General features: G+C 63.0%; 23 protein-coding genes and 1 pseudogene. 18 read left to right on the top strand and 6 right to left on the bottom strand.

The features are described from left to right. Window positions 1-24 precede the first annotated feature (24 nt). From rfaD to waaC, 3 genes are read left to right on the top strand one after another with little or no spacing between them, the layout of a single operon-like run. Window positions 25-975, top strand: coding sequence for an ADP-glyceromanno-heptose 6-epimerase (gene rfaD, locus NKH17_RS14270; protein WP_352896245.1), 951 nt, complete (start codon window positions 25-27; stop codon window positions 973-975). Next, window positions 948-1955, top strand: a complete 1008-nt coding sequence (gene waaF, locus NKH17_RS14265) for a lipopolysaccharide heptosyltransferase II (protein WP_352896242.1) — start codon at window positions 948-950, stop codon at window positions 1953-1955. Before rfaD ends, waaF begins: the two co-directional genes overlap by 28 nt. Continuing rightward, complete coding sequence (gene waaC, locus NKH17_RS14260) at window positions 1952-2926, top strand: lipopolysaccharide heptosyltransferase I (RefSeq protein ID WP_352896239.1); 975 nt, start codon at window positions 1952-1954, stop codon at window positions 2924-2926. Before waaF ends, waaC begins: the two co-directional genes overlap by 4 nt. Window positions 2927-3063: 137 nt before the next feature. Here the strand turns inward: waaC and greA are convergent, their stop codons facing one another. Beyond that, a complete protein-coding gene (gene greA / locus NKH17_RS14255) occupies window positions 3064-3537 on the bottom strand; it encodes a transcription elongation factor GreA (RefSeq protein ID WP_023719113.1) in 474 nt (157 codons plus the stop codon). Window positions 3538-3853: 316 nt separating this feature from the next. Further along, window positions 3854-4393, bottom strand: a complete 540-nt coding sequence (locus NKH17_RS14250; RefSeq protein WP_352802733.1) for a tetratricopeptide repeat protein — start codon at window positions 4391-4393, stop codon at window positions 3854-3856. A gap of 236 nt (window positions 4394-4629) precedes the next feature. Between NKH17_RS14250 and NKH17_RS14245 the strand changes: the two genes are divergently transcribed. The 4 genes from NKH17_RS14245 to NKH17_RS14230 all read left to right on the top strand — a co-directional run bounded on the left by NKH17_RS14245 (window position 4630) and on the right by NKH17_RS14230 (window position 7842). Continuing rightward, a complete protein-coding gene (locus tag NKH17_RS14245) occupies window positions 4630-5055 on the top strand; it encodes a DUF3775 domain-containing protein (RefSeq protein ID WP_254819248.1) in 426 nt (141 codons plus the stop codon). Window positions 5056-5131: 76 nt separating this feature from the next. Next, complete coding sequence (locus tag NKH17_RS14240; RefSeq protein ID WP_352896234.1) at window positions 5132-6097, top strand: extensin-like domain-containing protein; 966 nt, start codon at window positions 5132-5134, stop codon at window positions 6095-6097. Between the two features lie 116 nt (window positions 6098-6213). Next, entirely contained in the window at window positions 6214-7068 is an 855-nt protein-coding gene (locus tag NKH17_RS14235) for an extensin-like domain-containing protein (protein WP_352896231.1), read from the top strand. A 66-nt stretch (window positions 7069-7134) separates the two neighbouring features. After that, a complete protein-coding gene (locus tag NKH17_RS14230; protein ID WP_352896229.1) occupies window positions 7135-7842 on the top strand; it encodes an LssY C-terminal domain-containing protein in 708 nt (235 codons plus the stop codon). A gap of 43 nt (window positions 7843-7885) precedes the next feature. On the opposite strand, the gene NKH17_RS14225 is transcribed toward NKH17_RS14230, so the two are convergent. After that, window positions 7886-8905, bottom strand: a complete 1020-nt coding sequence (locus tag NKH17_RS14225) for a zinc-dependent alcohol dehydrogenase family protein (RefSeq protein ID WP_352896227.1) — start codon at window positions 8903-8905, stop codon at window positions 7886-7888. A gap of 126 nt (window positions 8906-9031) precedes the next feature. On the opposite strand from NKH17_RS14225, the gene NKH17_RS14220 reads away from it, so the two are divergent. Together NKH17_RS14220 and NKH17_RS14215 are read left to right on the top strand one after the other, a co-directional pair. Then, window positions 9032-9958 (top strand): LysR family transcriptional regulator, encoded by a 927-nt coding sequence (locus tag NKH17_RS14220; RefSeq protein WP_352896224.1) that lies wholly within the window; start codon window positions 9032-9034, stop codon window positions 9956-9958. 75 nt (window positions 9959-10033) lie between these two features. Further along, window positions 10034-11344: a hemolysin family protein gene (locus tag NKH17_RS14215; protein ID WP_352805720.1), complete on the top strand. Its 1311-nt coding sequence runs from the start codon at window positions 10034-10036 to the stop codon at window positions 11342-11344. Window positions 11345-11461: 117 nt separating this feature from the next. Here NKH17_RS14215 and arr read toward each other — a convergent pair. Next, window positions 11462-11871: pseudogene (arr, locus tag NKH17_RS14210) on the bottom strand (NAD(+)--rifampin ADP-ribosyltransferase). Between the two features lie 217 nt (window positions 11872-12088). Here arr and NKH17_RS14205 point away from each other — a divergent pair. After that, window positions 12089-12382, top strand: a complete 294-nt coding sequence (locus tag NKH17_RS14205) for a hypothetical protein (protein ID WP_352477886.1) — start codon at window positions 12089-12091, stop codon at window positions 12380-12382. Between the two features lie 50 nt (window positions 12383-12432). On the opposite strand, the gene NKH17_RS14200 is transcribed toward NKH17_RS14205, so the two are convergent. Then, on the bottom strand, window positions 12433-12723 hold the full coding sequence (locus NKH17_RS14200; RefSeq protein ID WP_352896220.1) for a hypothetical protein: 291 nt from the start codon (window positions 12721-12723) through the stop codon (window positions 12433-12435). Window positions 12724-13034: 311 nt separating this feature from the next. Between NKH17_RS14200 and NKH17_RS14195 the strand changes: the two genes are divergently transcribed. The 3 genes from NKH17_RS14195 to NKH17_RS14185 all read left to right on the top strand — a co-directional run bounded on the left by NKH17_RS14195 (window position 13035) and on the right by NKH17_RS14185 (window position 16625). Then, window positions 13035-15023, top strand: coding sequence for an ABC transporter ATP-binding protein/permease (locus NKH17_RS14195; protein WP_352805728.1), 1989 nt, complete (start codon window positions 13035-13037; stop codon window positions 15021-15023). A 252-nt stretch (window positions 15024-15275) separates the two neighbouring features. Continuing rightward, a complete protein-coding gene (locus NKH17_RS14190) occupies window positions 15276-15749 on the top strand; it encodes a VOC family protein (RefSeq protein WP_352687928.1) in 474 nt (157 codons plus the stop codon). Between the two features lie 81 nt (window positions 15750-15830). Beyond that, the gene (locus NKH17_RS14185) at window positions 15831-16625 is read left to right on the top strand and encodes a class I SAM-dependent methyltransferase (RefSeq protein ID WP_352896217.1); all 795 of its coding nucleotides are present in this window, start codon (window positions 15831-15833) and stop codon (window positions 16623-16625) included. A gap of 33 nt (window positions 16626-16658) precedes the next feature. Here NKH17_RS14185 and NKH17_RS14180 read toward each other — a convergent pair whose 3' ends face one another. Further along, on the bottom strand, window positions 16659-17552 hold the full coding sequence (locus NKH17_RS14180; RefSeq protein ID WP_352896214.1) for a transcriptional regulator GcvA: 894 nt from the start codon (window positions 17550-17552) through the stop codon (window positions 16659-16661). A gap of 204 nt (window positions 17553-17756) precedes the next feature. Here NKH17_RS14180 and NKH17_RS14175 point away from each other — a divergent pair, with 204 nt between their 5' ends. The 5 genes from NKH17_RS14175 to NKH17_RS14155 all read left to right on the top strand — a co-directional run bounded on the left by NKH17_RS14175 (window position 17757) and on the right by NKH17_RS14155 (window position 20881). Next, a complete protein-coding gene (locus NKH17_RS14175; RefSeq protein WP_352896211.1) occupies window positions 17757-17942 on the top strand; it encodes a DUF1127 domain-containing protein in 186 nt (61 codons plus the stop codon). A gap of 64 nt (window positions 17943-18006) precedes the next feature. Then, window positions 18007-18492 (top strand): VOC family protein, encoded by a 486-nt coding sequence (locus NKH17_RS14170; RefSeq protein ID WP_254819234.1) that lies wholly within the window; start codon window positions 18007-18009, stop codon window positions 18490-18492. A gap of 133 nt (window positions 18493-18625) precedes the next feature. After that, window positions 18626-19081, top strand: a complete 456-nt coding sequence (locus tag NKH17_RS14165) for an SDR family oxidoreductase (RefSeq protein WP_352896208.1) — start codon at window positions 18626-18628, stop codon at window positions 19079-19081. 405 nt (window positions 19082-19486) lie between these two features. Next, window positions 19487-19921 (top strand): FKBP-type peptidyl-prolyl cis-trans isomerase, encoded by a 435-nt coding sequence (locus NKH17_RS14160; RefSeq protein WP_352477894.1) that lies wholly within the window; start codon window positions 19487-19489, stop codon window positions 19919-19921. 282 nt (window positions 19922-20203) lie between these two features. Next, window positions 20204-20881, top strand: a complete 678-nt coding sequence (locus NKH17_RS14155) for an HAD family acid phosphatase (protein WP_352477896.1) — start codon at window positions 20204-20206, stop codon at window positions 20879-20881. Window positions 20882-20894 lie beyond the last annotated feature (13 nt).

The raw sequence follows: 20894 nt of genomic DNA, 5'->3' as shown, positions 1-20894 counted from the left end.
AACGGCAAGTCAGGGCGTACTAATATGATCATCGTCACGGGCGGCGCCGGCATGATCGGTTCCAACATCGTCGCTGCGCTCAACGCCGACGGTTTCAGCGACATCCTCGTCGTCGACGACCTCACCGACGGCCACAAGATCGCCAATCTCGCCGATCTCGAGATCGCCGACTATCTCGACAAGGACGACTTGTTGGCGCGGATGGAGGCCGGTGACCTCGGCCGCATCGAGGCGGTTTTCCACCAGGGTGCCTGCTCGACCACCACCGAATGGAACGGCAAGTTCATGATGGAGGTCAACTACACCTATTCGAAGCACCTGCTGCACGCCTGCCTGGCCTTGCGCGTACCCTTCCTCTATGCCTCGTCCGCTTCGGTCTATGGCGGCGGCGCCGAGTTTCGCGAGGAGCCGGAATGCGAGCGGCCGCTGAACGTCTATGCCTATTCGAAAAAGCTGTTCGACGACTATGTCCGCCGCACCGTTTTCGATACCGATCACTCGCCGGTCGCGGGCCTGCGTTATTTCAACGTCTACGGTCCGCGCGAGGCGCATAAGGGCGCCATGGCCTCTGTCGCCTTCCATTTGTTCAACCAGGTCGAACGCGGCGAAAACCCCAAGCTGTTCGGCGCCTATGGCGGTTTCGGGCCCGGCGAGCAGAGCCGCGACTTTATCCATGTAGGCGATGTCGCCGACGTCAATCTGTGGCTGTGGAAACGCGGTTCCAGCGGCATCTTCAACTGCGGCACCGGCAAGGCCCAGCCGTTTCGCGCCATTGCCGAAACGGTGATCGATACGCTCGGCAAGGGCCAGATCGAATTCATCGAGTTTCCCGACCACCTCAAGGGCAGCTACCAGAGCTTTACGCAAGCTGATATGTCCCGCTTGCGCGCAGCCGGTTACAATGGCCAGTTCCGCACAGTGGAAACCGGCGTCAGAGACTATGTCGAATGGCTGAAAGCCCAACGATCCTCGTGATCGGCCCACGCTGGGTGGGCGACATGGTGATGGCGCAGTGCCTGTTCCAGGCACTGTGGGAGCTTCATCCGAACGCCGCCATCGACGTGCTGGCACCGGCGTGGGCAGCACCGCTGGTCAAGCGCATGCCCGAAATCCGCCAGCAGATCGACCTGCCGCTGCCATCCGGCGCGTTCGAATTCCGCGTCCGAAGGCGCTTCGGCCGCCTGCTGCGCGGCCGCTACGACATGGCCTTTGTCCTACCGGGAAGCTGGAAGTCGGCGCTGATCCCGTTCTTTGCCGGCATTCCGCGCCGTGTCGGCCATCTCAAGGAAATGCGCTACGGGCTGCTGACCGACATCGTGCCGTTGCCCGATCGCCTGAAACGGCGCACCGCGCAGGCCTATTTCAGCCTTGCCCGCGGCGGCGCCTTCCAGGCGCCGAAGCTCGCTGTCGATCAAGCCAGCCAGGCGGCACTGCTCAGCCGTTTCGGGCTGACGGCGGGGAAATTCGTGGCGCTGATGCCCGGCGCAGAATTCGGCCCGGCCAAGCGCTGGCCGAGCGAACACTATGCCGGCCTTGCCCGCGAGATGATGGCCAAAGGGTTTGGCGTCGCGCTGTTCGGATCGAAGAACGACGCTGAGGTGACGGCTGAAATCGCGGCGCTGGCGCCGGGCGCCTCCGACCTTGCCGGCCAGACGCGGCTGGAGGATGCCATCGACCTGATCGCCGCGGCGAGGCTCGCCGTCTCCAACGACAGCGGGCTGATGCATGTCGCCGCCGCCGTCGGCACGCCGGTCGTCGCCGTCTACGGCTCGACCTCGCCCGACAACACGCCGCCGCTCGCCGAACGCCGCGAACTGGTCTGGCTCGGCCTGTCCTGTTCGCCCTGCCACAAAAAAATCTGCCCACTCGGTCATCTCAACTGCCTGAAGACGTTGGAGGTCGAACGCGTCGTGGCGGCGGCGGAGCGGCTGCTGGAAATGCCGGCCGCCGCATGAAGGTGCTGATCGTCAAGACGTCGTCGATGGGCGACGTCATCCACACCTTTCCGGCGGTCGAGGACGCGCGCCGCGCCCGCCCGGATATTTCCTTCGACTGGTGCGTGGAAGAGGCCTTTGCCGGCATCGTGGCGCTGCATCCAGCCATCCAAACCATCCACAGCGTGGCGATCCGGCGCTGGCGCGGGAAGCTGCTCGAGCCCGTCACATGGCGGGAAGTGGTCGGCCTGCGCAGCGCCTTGCGCGCGTCCCGCTACGACCTCGTCCTCGATGCACAAGGCTTGCTGAAATCGGCGCTGGTGGCGCGGCTGGCGGCAGCACCAATTGCCGGCTTCGACCGCTCGAGCGCACGCGAACCGTCGGCGACAATGTTCTACGACCGGCGATACTCGGTGCCGCGCGACCTGCACGCCATCGAACGGACGCGGCGGTTGTTCGGGCTGGCGCTAGGTTACCAGCCCGATCTCTCCAACCTCGATTCCGGCATAGTGCCGCCAGCCGACGGCTCGGCCTCGATCGCCGGCCAAACTGCCTTCCTGCTGCACGGCACCAGCCGCGAGGACAAGAAATGGCCGGTTGCGGACTGGATCGAAATCGCCAGGCTTCTCGTGGCACGAGAGATGACCCCGGTCACCACCTGGTCGAACGACCGGGAACAGGCGGTTGCCGAAGCGATCACCCGCGCCGTTTCGCAAACCGTGGTGGTTCCCAGGTCGCCGCTTGCCGAGATCGCCGCCGTCATCGGCGGCTCGGCGCTGGTCATCGGCGCCGACACCGGCCTGACCCATCTCGCCAGCGCCTTCGGCGTACCGACGGTGGCGGTATTCCTGGCGACGGAGCCCGGCCTGACCGGCCCGCGCGGCCCATTCTCATCGACGCTGCTGGCCAAGCCCGGCCGCAGCGTCACGCCGCCGGCGGTGATGGCGGAAGCTGAGAGATTGCTGGCGCTTAAATTACAAGGCGCTGCATAGGACCTTTTCAGAATTCGCTCTGGCGAGTCGAACAGCGTGGTTTTCGAGAACCGGAGCGGAGCGTACTTAAAGTACGTGAGCACCGGAAGCGCAGAAAACCGCGCTAGTCGGCCGCCAGAGTAGAATTATCAAAGGTCCTAAATGAACTGCACCTGGACGATCTCGTAGCCCCTGGCGCCGCCCGGTGCGTTGACCTCGATGGCATCGCCCACTTCCTTACCGATCAGGGCGCGGGCGATCGGCGAGGAGATCGAGATGCGGCCGGACTTCACGTCCGCTTCCTGGTCGCCGACGATCTGGTAGGTCTTTTTCTCCTCGGTATCCTCGTCGACCAGCACCACGGTGGCACCGAACTTGACCTTGTCGCCGCTGAGCTTGGTGACGTCGATCACCTCGGCCCGCGCGATCAGGTCCTCGAGTTCGTTGACCCGGCCCTCATTGAGGCTCTGTGCCTCTTTTGCCGCGTGATATTCGGCATTTTCGGAGAGGTCGCCATGCGAGCGCGCTTCGGAAATCGCCTCGATGATACGCGGCCGCTCCTGTTGCTGGCGCCAGCGCAGTTCTTCCTTCAATGACGCGAACCCCTCGCCTGTCATCGGGACCTTGTTCATAATGCCTGACCTTTCCTGCCGCCGCCCCCGTAATCGGGAGCGACCTTGTCGATGGTACAAAAAGAAAACGGTCCGGCAGCCTCGCTAACGGAACCGTCTCATCACAATCTTTGCAAGATATAGCAATCTTCGCGGGTTTTTCACGTCCAAAAAGTCGGATTTTGAAAAATCATCCACCGATTGCGCGGCTGACCTAACGTCAAGGAGCGCATCACGTGTACCGTGATGCCAAATTCCAGTTCGGAGCAGCATGCGAGCACAGCAAAAAACCGGCTGCGATCGCCGCAGCCGGTTTGAGCAGCGTCCGGAGGTCGGATCAGCTCCTCATGAAGTGATCGATCTGCTCCGACAGCATGCCGTATTCGCGCGATCCCTTGCCCGTGCGCTTCTCGATTTCGCGGAGCTGTTCCTGGGCGCCGGCAAGATCGCCGATCTGCAGGTGCGCCTCGCCGAGATATTCGCGTACCAGCGTGTAGTTCGGGTCGATGCGCAGCGCTTCTTCGTAATAGCCGAGGCCGACGGTGACGCGGCCGGAATGGCGGTGCGAATAGCCGAGATAGTTGAGGATGCGCGGGTCCTGCTTGTTGGCGGCGAGGCTGAGCACGGCGATCGCCTCGTCATAGCGTCCATCCATCGCCAGCGCGCGACCGGCATCATAGATGCTGTCGTCATCCAGCATACCTTGCTTCGGCGAGACACATTTCTTCTGCTTCTTGTCCCAGGCCTCCCCCTTCTTGCACTGGCTCTGGCCGCCGCCGCCATTGCCGCCGCCGCCTTCACCAGCCGAAAACGCCGGAGCCGCAATCAGCGGCAGGGCGGCAATGGCCATGGCGTAAATCAGCAATCGTCTGCGCATTACACTCTCCTTTGAACCTGACAATGCAACACTAACGCCGGGTCAAAGCCGTTTCGTCCCGGAAAATGTCATCCTATCTCAAAACCGCGATCTCTCCCAGCAAGGCCATCTTATTCCGGGAAGAGAGGGCATCATAAATCATGGTTCGCGATTAACGCCCACGCGCAAGAGAACGTGACGAGCGCTGCAAATCCGCTATCATCGGGCCGACCGAGCACGAAGCAGGGAGACGGCCGGTGCAGCAACGCGTTGAACGAGACTGGGAGCTTTCGATCGGTCCCGACACCGTGCGCCTGTTCATCCTGAAGGCGAAGGCGCTCAGCGCCGCCGTCAACGAAGACTATGCCGACGGCGCCGAGCACGAGGTAGAGCTCGACGGCAACGCGCACGACAACCACCATCATGACGGCCTTGCCGAGGAAAGCTCCGAAGATCTCACCGAGGAAGAACTGCGCGAGCTGATCGACGATCTCAATGTCGACGAAGCGGCCGAACTGATTGCGTTGGCCTGGGTTGGCCGCGGCGACTATGACGCGACGGAATGGACGGACGCGCTGACCGCCGCCCGCGAGCGCGCCAACAAGCGCACGGCAAAATATCTGCTCGGCATGCCGCTGCTGGCGGATTGGCTCGAGGAGGGGCTGGAAGCGATCGGCGCGTAACAGCGCGGTTACCGATTGTGATCGCCAGCCCCCTTCGCCCAAGGCAACTTCCCTGCATTCTGGCCGTTGCGATACAATGGCGGCGTTTGGCTTTTTCAGATTGGGCAGATTGCTGCTGGCCGTTGCGGCTACGCCGCTGGCGGGACCTGTTTCAGCCAAGGCGCCCGAGCTGCCGCAAACTGCGCCGGTACCGCAGTTCAACCGGGAAGCCACCTCGCCATCGCCAACCGAGATCCCGGTCCCCGAACCACGCCCCGCTCCGGAGGCTGAGCGGCCCAAAAACGGTCAGCCTCAAAACGATCAGCCCCAAAATGGCCAGTCCAGGACCGAGCAGCCGAAGCCGCCGGCGATCGCACCACAGCCGCCTGAAAAGCCGGCGCAGGCCGAGCCGCCGGCAAACCCATCGGTCGCGCCACCAAACCCGGCCGAGGCAGACAAAAAGGCGGAGCAAGAAATCCTTCCCGATCCTCGATCGGTCGCAATTGCCGAGAAAGAAATGCCGGCCGAGGAATTGGCCTGCCGCAGGCGGCTGAAATCGATGGGCGTCGATTTCGAGGAGCGCAAGCCCGAGCATGATACGGCGGTCGGTTGCTCGATCCCCTACCCGATCGTGCTGAGGACGCTCGGCAAATCCATCGCCATCGGCCCGGAGCCCGAGCTCAATTGCCAGATGGCTGAAGCGGCCGCACGCTTTGCTGCTTCGGTCATCCAGCCTGCTGCAAAGGCCGAGTTCGGCATGGATATCAAATCGATCGGCCAGGCCTCCGCCTTCGTCTGCCGGTCGCGCAATGGCGGCGGCAAATTGTCGGAGCACGCCTTCGGCAATGCGCTCGATATCGCCAGCTTCACGCTTTCGGACGGGAAGGAGATCGATGTCGGCCCGGCGCCGCCGGAAAAGGACGCGAAATTCCTGGACACAGTGCGCAAGGCAGCCTGCGGACCGTTCAAGACCGTGCTTGGCCCCGGCAGCGACGCCGATCATTCGCAGCATCTCCACTTCGACCTCGAACCGCGCCGCAATGGCGGCACGTTTTGCCAATAACGCCGGCCGCCGATAGCGGGCGCCGCAATTTTGCCGCAGGCGTGAACGGCGCCGCTGATTTTTCCTTTACTCTTCAGGTTTAGAGTCTGTGCCATCTGGGGACAGGAACCCTTCCGATGGCCGGGCTACTTCGCGCTGCGCTTGTCGCTGCGCGGCACACAGGACGCGCGCGCATGGCCGGCAGGCTTGCCGTCGTGCTTGCCATTGCGGCGGTCTCCGCCTGCAACACCGGCAGCGTGCTGTCGCTGCAGCCGGCCGTCGACGTCGGCAGCCAGACCGCTGCCGTTCCGCCCTATTCCGACCCACAATATTCCGGCCAGCAAGATTCCGGCCCAGAATATTCCGGCATGCAGCGCCTCGTCCCATCCAACCCCTATATGACGGCCGCCTATCCGCGCATGGAAAATCCGATGTCGCCGGCCGAACAGATGCCGGCCGCAGAGCTCGATTGCCGCAAGGAGCTGAAACGCCTCGGCGTCGTCTACACCGACGTCGCGCCGATCCATGAAGGCCAATGCGGCATCGATTATCCGGTCAGGGTCTCGGCCATCGGCAGCGTCGCGATGAAGCCGGCCGCGACGCTGACTTGCGACATGGCCGCCAGCTTTGCCGGCTGGACCAGGAATGAACTCGTCCCGTCGGCCCGCTGGCGCTATTTTTCAGGCGTCAAGACCATCCACCAGGGCTCGAGCTATTCCTGCCGCAGGATCGCCGGCGAAGGTGTTTTGTCGGAACACGGCAAGGGCAATGCGCTCGACGTGATGAGCATCGAGCTTAATAATGGCGACGACATCGACGTCCGCAAGCCCGGCCTGTTCGCCTTCCGCACGCGCGGTTTCCTCAACAATGTCCGGGCCGACGGCTGCCAGTATTTCACCACCGTGCTCGGCCCCGGCTACAACTACGACCACCGCAACCATTTCCATTTCGACATCAAGAACCGCAAGAACGGCTATCGCGCCTGTCGCTGATTGCAGCCCCTGCCCAAGACCTGCTGCGCCGATTAAGATGGTGCGCAGACGCTTGGGTGGTGCCTCTTGAGCCAACGAAGCCTTCGACGACGTGCAACGACCTGGCTGGTGGCATGCTGTGCCGCCTATCTTTCGCTCGCCTATTTCGCCGCGCCTGAGTTCTGGACGTTGCGGGACCGCAATTTTCGCAATCAGCAATTCGAGATGGTGACGCACACGCCGCAAGGCATTCCAGGCGATCCGATCAATGTCGGCCTGGTCGGCACCAAGAAGGAGCTTGTCCATGCCTTTGCCGTCGCCAGCTGGGATACGGCAGACGCGGTCACGCTGAAGACGGCGATCGAGATCGGCGAAAGCGTGCTGTTTAACCGCCCCTATCCCGACGCGCCGGTCAGCCGGCTTTTGTTCGAAGGACGCGCCCAGGACCTAGCCTTCGAAAAGCCGGTCGGCGACAGCGCCGACCGGCGCCACCACGTCCGCTTCTGGCAGACCGCTGCGACCGGAGACGACGGCCGGCCGCTTTGGCTTGGCTCGGCGAGCTTTGACCGCGGCGTCGGCCTCAGCCATGACACCGGCGCGATCACTCATCACATCGGCCCCGACATCGACGCCGAGCGCGATGGGCTGATGCACGACCTCTCCGCCGCCGGCATGCTGATCTCGACCAGCGAGATACCAGGCGTCGGCGCCACAAAGACCGGGCGCAACGGCGAAGGCGATCCCTATTTCACCGACGGCAAGGCCATCATCGGCGTCCTGCTGCAACTGCCGTAGGCGCGCAATCGGCCCGTCTGACAGCCATTTCGTCCCGACGGGCTCAGGGGACGGTGATCACGATCTTGCCGAACGGTCCCGTCTCCAGACGCTCGAATGCCTGCGGCACCTCGTCGAAGCCAAACACCCTGTCGATCACCGGCTTGATCGCGAGCGTCTCGATCGCCTGGTTCATTCGTTCGAAGGCGCGGCGGTGGCCGATCGATATGCCCTGCACGACGATCCGGTTGCGCAGGAACGGAATGATCGGGAAACTGAGCTCCATGCTGCCGAGAAGGCCGATGAGCGACAGCCTGCCGTCGGCGCCCAGCGCATTGAGCGAGCGCCGCGCATTGTCGCCGCCGACCATTTCCAGCACGTGCCTGACGCCGGCGCCGTCTGTCAGCTCGCGGGCGACCTCGTCCCATGCCGGATGGCTGCGATAATTGATCCCCTTCCAGGCGCCGAGCGCTTCTGCCCGCTCGAGCTTCTCGTCGCTGCTCGAGGCGACGATGGCGCGCAGGCCGAAAGCGGCGGCGAACTGCAGCGCAAACAGCGACACGCCGCCGGTGCCCTGGATGAGAACGGTCTCACCCGGGATAGGTTTGGCCGCCTCGACCAGCGCGAACCACGCCGTCAGCGCCGCGATCGGCAACGTCGACGCCTCGACATCGCTGAGCGACGGCGGCGCCGCCACGGCGGCATCCTCGTGAAAGAGCACATGCTCGGACAGCATGCCGGGCAGTGACGAACCAAGCGTATGCTTGTGCAGCACCGGCGGGGCGTTGCCGTCCGGCCAGTCGGCGATCACCTGGCCGAGCACCCGCTGCCCGATGCCGAAGCGGCTGACTTCGCTGCCGGTGGCGACCACTTCGCCAACCGCGTCCGATGTCGGCACGAACGGCAAGCTGAGGTCCGGTATCAGCACGCCATCGACGATCATCCTGTCCTTGTAATTCAGCGATACCGCTGTGACGCGTACCAGAAGATCATGCGGCCCGGGTCGGGGCAGCTTTCCCTCGGCCGGATTCAAACTGGACAGGCCGAAACCGGTCATCTGCCAGGATCTGTTTTCAGTGCTCATTTGGTTCGCGCTCCGTGGTTGATGGTGCGCGAGACATTTATGCCGTTTCACTATGGAGAAAAGTGCTTCCACGTGGCATGTTCCGCAACAGATTAAGGAGCAAAACTCTACAATAGGAGCGCTTCATTGGAATCGGCCAATTTGCAAGGCATCGTCGCATTCGTTCACGCGGTGGAGGCCGGCAGCTTCACCGGCGCCGGCGCGCGGCTGCATGTCACGAAATCGGCGGTCGGCAAGTCGATCGCGCAGCTGGAACAGCGATTGGGCGTTCGCCTGCTCAACCGCACCACCCGCAGCCTGAGCCCGACCAGTGAGGGCCTGAGCTACTACGAAGCCTGCGTCAGGGCACTGGCCGAGATCGAAGCCGCGCAGTCACTGCTGGCTTCGCGCAAGCAAGTGCCTTCCGGGCGGCTGCGTGTCGACCTGCCTTTGGCCTTCGGCCGGCGGTGCGTCGCCCCGGTTCTGTTCGACATTTCCAAAAAATTCCCGGATCTGACGATGGAAATCTCGTTCAACGACCGGCGCGTCGACCTGATCGAGGAAGGCATCGACCTGGCGGTGCGCATGGGCGACCTCGACGACAGCTTGTCGCTCGCCGCGCGCCGCATCTATGCCCAGCGTTCGGCCATCGTCGCCGCCCCCGCCTATCTCGACGCCCATGGCAGGCCGCACTCGATCGAGGACCTGGCCAGGCACAGCCTCATCGGCTACGGCCGCGACGGCACGGTCCATCCCTGGAGCGTCAGGCATGCCGACGGCCGTCTCGAAAAATTCGCGCCCAAGGCGCGGCTGGTGCTCGGCCACGGCGAACCGATGCTCGATGCGGTACTGGCCGGCTGTGGCATTGTCTATCTGCCGACATGGCTGACGGCCGGCAGCATCAGGCGCGGCGAGCTCGAAATGGTTCTGTCGGACTGTCTTGTCGAAAACACCGTGGTGCATGCCATCTGGCCGGTAACACGCAATCTCGCGCCAAAGGTGCGCGTCGTCGTCGACGCCCTGATCGAGCATTTTTCGGCGCCGCCCTGGGATGCGGCATGGGGTGCCGCCTGATTGCCCGGCTCGCTAAATTTAAAAAGCGCGACCGTCCTATTTTCGAAAACCGCGCGGCAATGCTATGGACCCGGCATGCTTTATGCTGAAATTGCCATCGTGGTCGTCCTCATCTGCGTGAACGGCCTTCTGTCGATGTCCGAACTCGCCATCGTCTCGTCGCGGCCGGCGCGCCTCAAGACGATGATCGACCGCAACGTCAAGGGCGCCGGCCGGGCTCTGGCGCTCGGCGCCAATCCGGGAAAATTCCTGTCCTCGGTGCAGATCGGCATCACGTTGGTCGGCGTCTTGTCCGGCGCCTTTTCCGGCGCCACGCTCGGCGAGCGGCTGGCCACCTCCCTGGCGTCGGCCGGCATCCGCGAAAACCTCGCCGATCCGCTCGGCGTCGGCATCGTCGTCGCCCTCATCACCTATGGCTCGCTGATCATCGGCGAACTGGTGCCCAAGCAGATCGCATTGCGCGACCCCGAACGGGTCGCCGTCAGGGTCGCCCCGGCAATGACCATCCTCGCCAGCGTCTCGGCGCCGCTGGTCTTCCTGCTCGATTTTTCCGGCCGCGCCCTCCTGTGGCTGCTTGGCCAGCGCGGCCAGAGCGAGGACAAGGTCACCGACGAGGAGATCAAGATGCTAGTCGCCGAGGCCGAACACCATGGCACCATCGAATCCGACGAACGGCGCATGATCGCCGGCGTCATGCGGCTCGGCGACCGTGCCGTGCGCGCGGTGATGACGCCGCGCACCGAGGTCGACTGGATCAATCTGCAAGCCGACGAGGCGGCCATCAGGAAGCTGTTGATGGAGACCCAGCATTCGCGCCTGCCGGCCGGCGACGGCGGCGTCGACGCCATGATCGGCGTCGTCCAGACCCGCGACGTGCTGGCCGCAATGCTCGGCGGCCGCGCCCTCGACCCGCGCCGGCACGTGCGGGTCGCGCCAATCGTGCATGACCAGGCCGACGCGCTGGACGTGCTTGCGACGCTGAAGGAATCCGACGTGCCGATGGCGCTGGTGCATGACGAATACGGCCATTTCGAAGGCATCGTCACCCCGGCCGACATTCTGGAAGCGATTACCGGCGTCTTCCGTTCCGATCTCGATGCCGGCGAAGAGGAAAACGCCGTCAAGCGCGAGGACGGCTCATGGCTGCTCGCCGGCTACATGCAGGCCGACGAGATGGCGGACATTCTCGGCATCGACCTGCCCGAGAACCGCGACTACGAAACCGTCGCCGGCTATGTGCTGTCGCATTTGCACCATCTGCCGGCGACCGGCGAATGCGTCGACGCGCAAGGCTGGCGCTTCGAGGTCGTCGACCTCGACGGCCGCCGCATCGACAAGCTCATCGCCACCCGCCTGCCCGGCGGCCACCGCGAGGTCGTGCGGTAAGAAGCGGCGCGGTCGGTCTGACCTATTGTGGACGTTGAACCGTATTTCGCGGCGACTGCCACCGACCGTAGGTCAGAGCCAGGCCCGGCAATTGCAGGACGTATGCCTATTTAGCGATCAATCGATCGCCTCGATGCCTTGCGCCTTCAGCCGTTCGATATGGTCCTTCATCTCTTTCAGCCGCTCGGGCGCGTGGCCCCTGCCACTCGGTGACCTCGCTCGTGATCCTGAGCGGCTGGCGGGAGCGATAGGACTGCGTCGGATTTGCCGGGAAATTTCTTGTCCGTAAGGTTGGGGTCGTCCGTGATCGGGCCGGTTGGTTCCACAATGTAGATCCTTTCGCGTCCGTCACCGGCGGCCAGTTCTGCACCCCAGATAGCCGCATCCAGAGTGCCGGTCAGATAGACCCAGGCTGCCTGCTTTCGTGCGCCGTAATTGGAGCTGTAACCGACTTCGATCAGGTCTCCCGGTTTAAGGTCGGCCCGGGTGCCGTGGTAGAATTGGCGCGGCTTGTCGGAGGCTGTCATCGGCTCGCTACTTATCCTCGCTGTCTCAGGCATCATGGTTTCGTGGCGCGCACTATTTCATGCACGTCATCGAATCAAGCGTCTGGCAGTGCGGTTATCGGACCTCCGCTCTCGGCAGTCCTGATATCTATGTCAGTCATCCCGCCCGATGCACGCTATCGGTCGGCCGCCGGCGTGGTTATTATAGACGCCCTGTACCGTCGCTATGGTGAACAAAATGGATCTGCAAGCCTTCAGGGATTCGATTGCCGAACCACAGCCGCCAGCCGGCTTGAGTCCTGCCCTGCAGGCGCTGTGGTGGGATGCAAAGGGCGATTGGGCTAAGGCGCACGAATGCGCGCAGCAGCGCGACGATACGGCCGGCATGCACGTACATGCCTATCTCCACCGCAAGGAAGGCGACCAGTCGAATGCGGAATATTGGTATCGCCGCAGCAATGCCGCGCCGTCGACCTCAACGCTTGACGAGGAATGGGAGGAGTTGGCGCGTACATTTTTGCAGCAAAGCTGACATGCTCGGTCACGGCAAAATAGCCGGTCCTGCAAGCACTCGCCGGGGTGTCAGCTGGCGCCCTGTGGCTTGTCCCTGCCGTTCCATTCCGCGTTGCGCGCCCGCGCCTCTTCGGCGATCAGCTTGAACTCCCGCATCTTCGCAGCCTCGATGGCGAATGCGCGGCTTGGCAGGACGCCGGGGTCCTCCTGACTGTTCTGAAACTGAAAACGGTCCTCCAGTTCGGCCCATGTTCGCTCGGGCGCCGTATCCTTGCTGGCAAGCAGCGCGACGACCAGCGCCAAAGTCTCGCGCTGGGCGTTCAGCCGCCCTTCGATCTCCTCAATCGGCAATTCGGACATGCGGGTCGCTTCCAGTTTCTCGCTCAACGGCAAAATCGCACCCTTGTTCCGACGCCGATGCACTGCTGACTTTATCAAGCTCGGACGGGCCCGACACCATTCACTTTCCGCTGGTGCCGAAACACAACAGAACACATCTCCATCTTGTGGGTTCGGTTAGCTGTCCCGCACCAGATCACAGGCCGTCATTTTCGAGAACGACCATAGGGTGTTACGAGCACTGGAACACTGGAGAAGCCCTGGTGCTGTTTGCAGCCGGCGTCTCGAGCGGACGCTGTGAAACCTTCTGATTTTTAAGCCGTTATCGCCGGATGCCCCAAGCTAAATTCAAGCTGAAATCGGTTGATGGCGCCCAATCGCGCGATGCCGAGAAGTCGCGCCAGACGACTGTTGATGTCGCGTCCGAGGTCGTCGGCAAGCCCGCGCCGCCGCCGGATGTCACCGAACCCGATCCTAAGCTGACACCTGAAGAGGCCGAGCGGGCGCGCAAGAGATATCTGCTTAAGCGCTTCTGGATCAGCGCCCGCGGTTACTGGAGCGGCAGTGGCGACAGGGTCGCCTGGCCGTTGACGATCGGGCTGTTGGTCCTGATCGTCGCCAATGTCGGCTTCCAGTATGGGATCAATGTCTGGAATCGCGCAATTTTCGACGCCATTGAGCAACGCAATGCCCACACCGTATATTGGCTGAGCGCCGTATTCCTGCCACTCGTGCTCGGAAGCGCCAGCCTTGTGGTGGCACAAGTCTTCTTTCGCATGAAGATACAGCGCCGCTGGCGTTCCTGGCTCACCACCGCGGTCATCGCGCGTTGGCTGGCAAGCGGCCGCTACTATCAGCTGAACCTCGTCGGCGGCGACCACAGCAACCCCGAAGCCCGCATCGCCGAGGATTTGCGGATTGCCACCGAATCGCCGGTCGATTTCATTGCCGGTGTCATCGTCGCATTTCTGTCGGCCTCGACCTTCATCGTGGTGCTGTGGACGATCGGCGGCGCCCTGACCCTGACGATTGCAGGTTCGACCGTCACCATTCCCGGCTTCCTGGTCATCACCGCAGTGCTCTATGCCGCGATCACGTCCACCTCGATGGCGGTCATCGGCCGCCATTTCGTCCACCTCTCCGGGGAAAAAAATCAGGCGGAAGCCGAGTTCCGCTACTCGCTAACGCGCGTGCGGGAAAACGGCGAGAGTATCGCATTGCTCGGCGGCGAGGAGGAGGAGCGCAGCGGCATGGACAAGACATTCGCCCATGTGCTCAGGCAATGGGCGCTCCTTGCAGGCCAGCACATGCGCACGGCATTGGTGTCCCAAGGGTCGAGCCTGTTTGCGCCTGTCGTGCCGGTCTTGCTTTGCGCTCCAAAGTTCCTCGAAGGCAGCATGACACTTGGGCAGGTCATGCAGGCTGCCTCGGCCTTTGCCATCGTGCAGGGCGCGTTCGGGTGGCTGGTCGACAACTATCCCCGTCTCGCCGATTGGAATGCCTCTGCACGGCGCATCGCCTCGCTGATGATGTCACTCGACGGGCTCGAGCGGGCGGAACAGAGCAACACGCTGGGGCGCATAAAGCGCGGCGAGACCGGCAGCGATGCGATGCTCAGCCTGAACAATCTCTCCGTGTCGCTCGACGACGGCACCGCCGTGGTCAAGGAAACCGAGGTCGTGATCGAACCAGGCGAACGGGTGCTTGTCGCCGGCGAATCCGGCTCGGGCAAGAGTACACTGGTGCGGGCCATCGCGGGTCTGTGGCCATGGGGTAGCGGCAGCGTCAACATCCGCGCCGACAGACGGTTGTTCATGTTGCCGCAACGGCCTTACATCCCCACCGGGACCCTTCGCCGCGCTGTCGCCTATCCAGGCGCCGCCGACAGCTGGACGCTGGATAAGATCAAGGCTGCGCTCGACAAGGTGGGACTCGACTACCTCAACGACAGGATTGAGGAGGACGCCCCATGGGACCAGACCTTGTCGGGTGGCGAAAAGCAGCGCCTCGCCTTCGCGCGTCTTCTGCTGCACCGCCCCGATATCATCGTGCTGGACGAGGCAACGTCGGCACTCGATGAGAAGAGCCAGGACAACATGATGCAGATGATCATTCGCGAATTGCCGAAGGTGACCATCATAAGCGTAGCGCATCGCGCCGAGTTGGAAGCTTTCCATAGCCGCAAGATCACATTGGAGCGGCACAAGGGCGGCGCAAAACTCGTCAGCGATATCGAACTCGTCCCGCGCAAGGACAGACGGAACTTGCTCATGCGCCTTCTGAGGCAACGGCGCGCCAACGGAAAGCCAGCGCGACCTTGAGCAAAGCGGCGCTGCCCTACGCAAAGAGTGAGGCCGCCGGTCGGACCAGGCGGATCTCCGGTTCGAGTCACTGCCCGCATCTGGTCCTGAAAGCACCAGCCGTGGTACCTTGGTTCCGGGCAGCTGCTGTCGGAACGTCGATGGCACGAGCGCATTTCCATGTCCGGTGCAACGCCGAGGCCAGCTGTGAAAAACCCGGGTTGATTTCAAAAGCCCAGATTGATTTCGAAAGCAAAGGGACCAGCAATGACAATCGCCAAGAACACGATCTGCCTTTGGTACGACAAGGACGCCGAGGCTGCGGCCCGTTTCTATTCCGAGACTTTTCCTGACAGCTCGGTGAAATCCGTCCACCGCGCTCCCAGCGACTACCCGTCCGGCAAGGCCGGCGACGTGCTGACGGTCGAGTTCACGGTCGCCGGCATCCCCTGTCTCGGCCTCAATGGCGGGCCCGCGTTCAAACACAACGAAGCCTTCTCCTTCCAGATCGCCACCGACGATCAGCAGGAGACCGACCGCTATTGGAACGCCATAGTCGGCAATGGCGGCCAGGAAAGTGCGTGCGGCTGGTGCAAGGACAAATGGGGCATCTCCTGGCAAATCACGCCGCGCGTGCTGACCGAAGCGATGGCCGCCGGCGGCGATGAAGCAAAGCGCGCATTCGAAGCGATGATGGAGATGAAAAAGATCGACGTTGCAGCGATCGAGGCGGCGCGGCGCGGCTGACAGTTCGGGGTCAGCCCGACGCGAAAAGATCAGGGCAGAGCGGCCGGAAATGCTGCCGGCCCACCTCCAGACAGGCGTGCGATGGTGTTGAACTGCGCTGAGTTTTACGACGCCGAACTGCGACGGCACAACGAGGTCTTCAGGGCTGCGGTCAAGGCGGGAACGCGCGATCGCGTGCTCGATATCGGATGCGGTTCGGGACAATCCTCTCGTGATGCCGCCCGTGTCGCGGTGGAAGGCAGCGTGCTCGGCGTGGACGTATCGGCGCGGATGCTCGAGATCGCCCGGAGCCGTAGCGCCGAAGAAGGATTGCGAAACGTCGCCTTCGAGCGCAGCGATGCGCAATTGCAGGTATTTCCGCCTGCCGGCTTCGATCTGTGCATCAGTCGCTTTGGTGTGATGTTCTTTGCCGATCCGGCGGCGGCGTTCGCCAATATCGGCCGGGCGATGCGACCGGGGGCGCGTCTTGTATGGATGGTATGGCAGGGCCCGGACCGCAACGAGTGGGCGACTGCCATTCAGCGGGCGATTGCGCCGGGGACCGCCATATCGGCGGGCGCCGCCACCCCATTTTCGCTTGGCGACCCCGCCATCACCGCGGAGATCTTGCGTGCATCCGGTTTTGTTTCGGTCGACTTCGCCGAAGTGCGTGAGCCGGTCTTCTACGGCCAGGACGTCGATGCGGCCTATGACGCTTTGCTTGGCCTGCAACTGGTCAAGGATCCGCTCGCCCGCGCGGATGTGGATGTCGACGCGGCGCTACGGCGGTTGCGCGATCTGCTCGACGCGCACTTGACCGCGGACGGTGTGCTTTTCGACTCGCGCGCCTGGATCATCACCGCAGTTCGGGCGAGCCGACAGTCACCGGGCGATTGACCCGTAGACGATCCTGTTCTCTCGGCCTTCCTGTCAGTCCATTTGCGGCGTGACTTCTGAAAGCAGCCAATCCCTGAAAGCCTTGACCTTGCGCTGACGGATCGCCTCCGGCGGGTAGACGAGATAGAAACTGGAAGGAGATTTCAGGGCGTGCCCGAAGGGGCGGACAAGCCGCCCGGCGGCAAGGTCCGCCGCAACCAGCATGGTCCGACCCAGCACCACCCCCTCGCCTTGTGCGGCCGACTCCATGGCAAAGGTGGCAGAGTCGAAGGTAATCCCGCTCTGCGGGTCCACGCCCTCGACCCCGGCGCTTGCTAGCCAGGTCGCCCAGTCGATCGGAAAGCTGTCACGGATCAGCGTGTGGTGTCTGAGGTCCTGAGGCGTGCGGAGCGGTTGCGCCCCCTCAAGAAGCTTTGGGCTGCACACTGGAAACACTTCCTCGCCGGTGAGGAACTCCGCCGTGAGCCCCGGATAGTTTCCGCTGCCATAACGGACGGCGAGGTCGATGCCGTCGCCGAGGAAGTTGGTCAGCTTCCCGCTCGTCGAAACCCGCACATCGATGTCGCCATGCGCACGGTGAAAGCGGTAGAGGCGTGGCACCAGCCATCTCCCCGCGAAGCCATCGGAGGTGCTGACGTTCAGTGTCGAGCTCGAATAGCGGGCCGTTGCCGCAGCAGTGGCGGCGGCCAACTGGTCGAGCACCTCGCGCACCGCCCGCGCATAGGGCTCGCCGACGGCGGTCAGGCTCACCGAACGCGTACCGCGCTCGAACAACTGCACACCGAGCTGATCCTCAAGGTTCTTGATCGCCCGGCTGATCGCACCGTGGGTGACATGAAGTTCCTCTGCCGCCTTGGAGAAACTCAACAGGCGCGCCGCCGCTTCGAAGCTCGGCAAGGTGGTGAGGGGAGGCAGCTTCCGGGGCATGGATCGATACCTATGTGTGAGCGATGCTCACACATTGTCGCCGATAAGTCGTTTGTCGTCCAGGCCGGAAGACGGCATGTTTGCTCGCGTATTCAGTCATTCACCGCCGCTGCAAAAGGCGACTTGATGTGACTGATACTCTCGCTGACGAAAGTCGCGGGGCAACTGCTGAAACCAAAACTGCCGCCACTCTGGGAGAGCACCATGACTGCCAAACGAGTTGAACCCATCGTCGACGTCCTGACCGGCATGGCCGGCCGCATCCTCGCATCGAGCAGCCGGCGCCGGACCGAGCGGCAGATTGCACGCTTCTCGACCCGCCGGCTCGAAGACCTCGGGTTTGCCCGCGACTGGGACGGCTCGGTCTATCGGCCGTCGGATCACCGCTAGCCCTGAACAGCGGACAGGCCCTTCGCCAAAGATCGCTGCCGCAAGGAATTAACGGAGAACGGACATGGCCACCATCCACCCATTCCTCTGGTTCAATACCGACGCCAAGGAGGCCCGCGATTTCTATCTCTCGGTCTTCAAGAACAGCAAAGCGCTCCAGACGCTCGAATACACCGACTGGGTGTCCGGAACCAACAAGACGGTCCCGCATGCCACCTTCGATTTCGAGCTCGAGGGTCTGCACCTTACAGCGCTCAATGCTGGGCCGCAGCCGCCTTTCAACGAGCGGCTCTCACTCTACATCGAGACCAGGGACCAGGCCGAGACCGACTACTACTATGAGGCGCTCACCGCCGGCGGCGGCAGGGAACAACCCTGCGGCTGGCTCACCGACAAGTTCGGCGTCTACTGGCAGGTCATCCCGGAAATCCTGCCGCGGCTCAGTGCCGACCCGGACCGCGAAAAGGCCAACCGCGTCCGGCAGGCGATGTATGGGATGCGCAAGATCATCATCGCCGACCTCGAAGCCGCCTACGACGGCAAAGCTTGACCCTCACCGAAATCGCAAACGAATGGAGACCTCCCATGACATCGCTCGTGGACAGGAAAGTCATCGTCATCGGCGGCAGCTCCGGCATCGGTCTCGGCGTCGCGGAAGCTGGTCTCAATTGCGAGCGAAGGTCGTGATCGTCAGCCGGTCGCCCGCGAAACTGCAGGCGGCCGGACGGACGCTCAATGCGGGGCACGTGACCAGCGTGGTTGCCGATATGACCGACGAAGCGGACGTCGCTCGCCTGTTCGAGGAGATCGGTCCCTTCGACCACCTGGTATCGACCGCCGGAACACTGCCGCCCGGCGATCCGATCGGCCGTACCGACATGGAGGCTGTGCGAGGCTTCGTCGATAACAAGCTGATTGGGGCCGTCATGCTCTCCAAGCACGCTGTGCGCACCCTGAAGGCCGGTGGCTCCATGACCTTCACCTCGGGCATCAACAAGGACAAGCCGCCAGTGCCGGGAGGCTCGGTCGTCTCAGCGATTGCCGGCTCATTCAGCTACTTCGCGCGCGCCCTGGCGCTCGAACTGGCCCCGACGCGCGTCAATGTCGTGTCTCCCGGATGGGTCGACACACCGATGTAGGACATTGTTGGAGAAGCCAAATCCAGCTTCTTTGCCGACATGGCTGCCCGGTTGCCGTCGAGAAAAATTCCGACCGCTGCGGACGTCGCCGCCGCCTATGTCTACCTCATGGAAAGCGAGTTCACGACCGGCGAGACAATCCGCATCGATGGCGGCCATAACCTGATCTAGCCGCCATTTGCACGCTGCCTGAATGGCTAGAGCCGGTATGACTGCTAGACCGGCGCACTCCTGCCGAAGGCGACGAACGCCGGCGGATCATGCCGGCGTAGCCCAATCGGGGTTTACATCGGCAGCCAGGTCCCTAGTTTTAGCGTTTCGCGCCGCGCACCCGAGTGTGTGGATGATCGAGGACGGGACCGTGAGCTCTGGCCGGCCCCTCGAAACTTTCAAAGGATGGCTATCATGACACAGGCCAAGAATGGCGACACCGTGCGCATCAATTACAACGGCCGCCTGGCTGACGGCACTCAGTTCGATTCTTCCGGCAACGAACCGCTGCAATTCACGTTGGGTGAAGGACAAGTGATCGCCGGTCTCGAAACCCATGTCGAGGGTATGGAGGTGGGCGCGAAAAGCACCGTCACCATTCCCGCCGACGCCGCCTATGGCCCCCACCGCCCCGAAGCGGTCATGACCGTCGACCGCGCCCGCGTACCAGACAACATCAACGTCGATCTCGGCACTCGATTGCAGGTCAGAACCTCAGAGGGGCGCCCGATGCCGGTAACAGTCGTCGGCGTGGACGACACCAGCGTCAAGCTCGACGGCAATCATCCTTTGGCGGGACGGGATCTGGTGTTCGACGTTGAACTGGTCGAGATCGTTCAGGCGGCGTAGGGCACGGCAAAGCGCGTAACGGCCATGATTTTCGGGTGACGCATTTCGACCGGCGGTTCCGGCGGTGCGTCGCCTGTCGGAGGCAAAGACCGCGGCGGCGGAAAATCGTGTAGCGTGCAGCCACCCATAGAGACATTCGGCATCTGGAATGTCCAATTCAGCGTCGCAGTCTCGAGGACCTGTGGACGACCTCGCTTGACAGCCGACTTCTCGTGACCGCAAAGTCTCGTGATGCGGGCGATTGGTTGGAATAGAATTGCGCGTGTCGGGGCAATCGTGCTGATGATCGGCACAAATGTTCCTGGGCCGGCGCGTTCCGACTCGCTCCTTCTCACAAGCCCGTCCCAGCCAGCCAATGTCGGCGATGCGATGCTGGCGGCTGCCAATTATCATGATTCCGGCGACTATGATCGCGACCTTGCCGCTGTGGCGAAGCAGGCAGGCGACTGGGTCGTCAAGCGCGCAATGGAGGTGCCTCGCCCCGCACTGGTGCTCGACATCGACGAGACGGCTTTGGCCAACTGGGAAGTGATCACACGTGACAATTTCGGCCGCCCGATCGGCGGCGCCTGCGACATCGCAATCGACGGTCCCTGTGGCTGGGCCGCCTGGGATCAGCTTGCGAAGGATCCGGCTATCGACCCTGTGCTGGAGGTTTTCCGGCAGGCGCGAACGGCGAAAGTCGCGGTGTTCTTCATCACCGGACGTCCGGAGGACCAGCGTCAGGCAACCGAACAGAACCTGCAGTCGGCCGGCTATGCCGGTTATGAGCACCTTTACATGGTCCAGCCCGGGGCCAAATACGGTTCCGCCGCAGATTTCAAGGCACCCATAAGGGCCGAAATCGAAAAGGCCGGCTACACGATAATTGCCAATGTCGGTGACCAGCCATCCGACCTGTTCGGTGGGTATGCCGAGAAGCTGTTCCTGCTGCCAAATCCATTCTACCGGGTTCGCTGACGGCCTGTACGGC

Source organism: Mesorhizobium sp. M1334, from assembly GCF_040317995.1.
In the GTDB taxonomy this organism is placed as follows: Bacteria; Pseudomonadota; Alphaproteobacteria; order Rhizobiales; family Rhizobiaceae; genus Mesorhizobium.
This window is presented reverse-complemented; position numbering and strand designations above follow the sequence as displayed.

Coding starts and splice junctions, on each gene's coding strand:
- waaC (WP_352896239.1), top strand. CDS start 1,952: ATGAAGGTGCTGATCGTCAAGACGTCGTCGATGGGCGACGTCATCCAC.
- NKH17_RS14170 (WP_254819234.1), top strand. CDS start 18,007: ATGGCCACCATCCACCCATTCCTCTGGTTCAATACCGACGCCAAGGAG.
- waaF (WP_352896242.1), top strand. CDS start 948: ATGGCTGAAAGCCCAACGATCCTCGTGATCGGCCCACGCTGGGTGGGC.
- NKH17_RS14185 (WP_352896217.1), top strand. CDS start 15,831: ATGGTGTTGAACTGCGCTGAGTTTTACGACGCCGAACTGCGACGGCAC.
- NKH17_RS14155 (WP_352477896.1), top strand. CDS start 20,204: ATGATCGGCACAAATGTTCCTGGGCCGGCGCGTTCCGACTCGCTCCTT.
- NKH17_RS14225 (WP_352896227.1), bottom strand. CDS start 8,905: ATGAGCACTGAAAACAGATCCTGGCAGATGACCGGTTTCGGCCTGTCC.
- NKH17_RS14200 (WP_352896220.1), bottom strand. CDS start 12,723: ATGTCCGAATTGCCGATTGAGGAGATCGAAGGGCGGCTGAACGCCCAG.
- NKH17_RS14195 (WP_352805728.1), top strand. CDS start 13,035: ATGCCCCAAGCTAAATTCAAGCTGAAATCGGTTGATGGCGCCCAATCG.
- rfaD (WP_352896245.1), top strand. CDS start 25: ATGATCATCGTCACGGGCGGCGCCGGCATGATCGGTTCCAACATCGTC.
- NKH17_RS14215 (WP_352805720.1), top strand. CDS start 10,034: ATGCTTTATGCTGAAATTGCCATCGTGGTCGTCCTCATCTGCGTGAAC.
- NKH17_RS14240 (WP_352896234.1), top strand. CDS start 5,132: ATGGCGGCGTTTGGCTTTTTCAGATTGGGCAGATTGCTGCTGGCCGTT.
- NKH17_RS14175 (WP_352896211.1), top strand. CDS start 17,757: ATGACTGCCAAACGAGTTGAACCCATCGTCGACGTCCTGACCGGCATG.
- NKH17_RS14235 (WP_352896231.1), top strand. CDS start 6,214: ATGGCCGGGCTACTTCGCGCTGCGCTTGTCGCTGCGCGGCACACAGGA.
- NKH17_RS14180 (WP_352896214.1), bottom strand. CDS start 17,552: ATGCCCCGGAAGCTGCCTCCCCTCACCACCTTGCCGAGCTTCGAAGCG.
- NKH17_RS14205 (WP_352477886.1), top strand. CDS start 12,089: ATGGATCTGCAAGCCTTCAGGGATTCGATTGCCGAACCACAGCCGCCA.
- greA (WP_023719113.1), bottom strand. CDS start 3,537: ATGAACAAGGTCCCGATGACAGGCGAGGGGTTCGCGTCATTGAAGGAA.
- NKH17_RS14160 (WP_352477894.1), top strand. CDS start 19,487: ATGACACAGGCCAAGAATGGCGACACCGTGCGCATCAATTACAACGGC.
- NKH17_RS14250 (WP_352802733.1), bottom strand. CDS start 4,393: ATGCGCAGACGATTGCTGATTTACGCCATGGCCATTGCCGCCCTGCCG.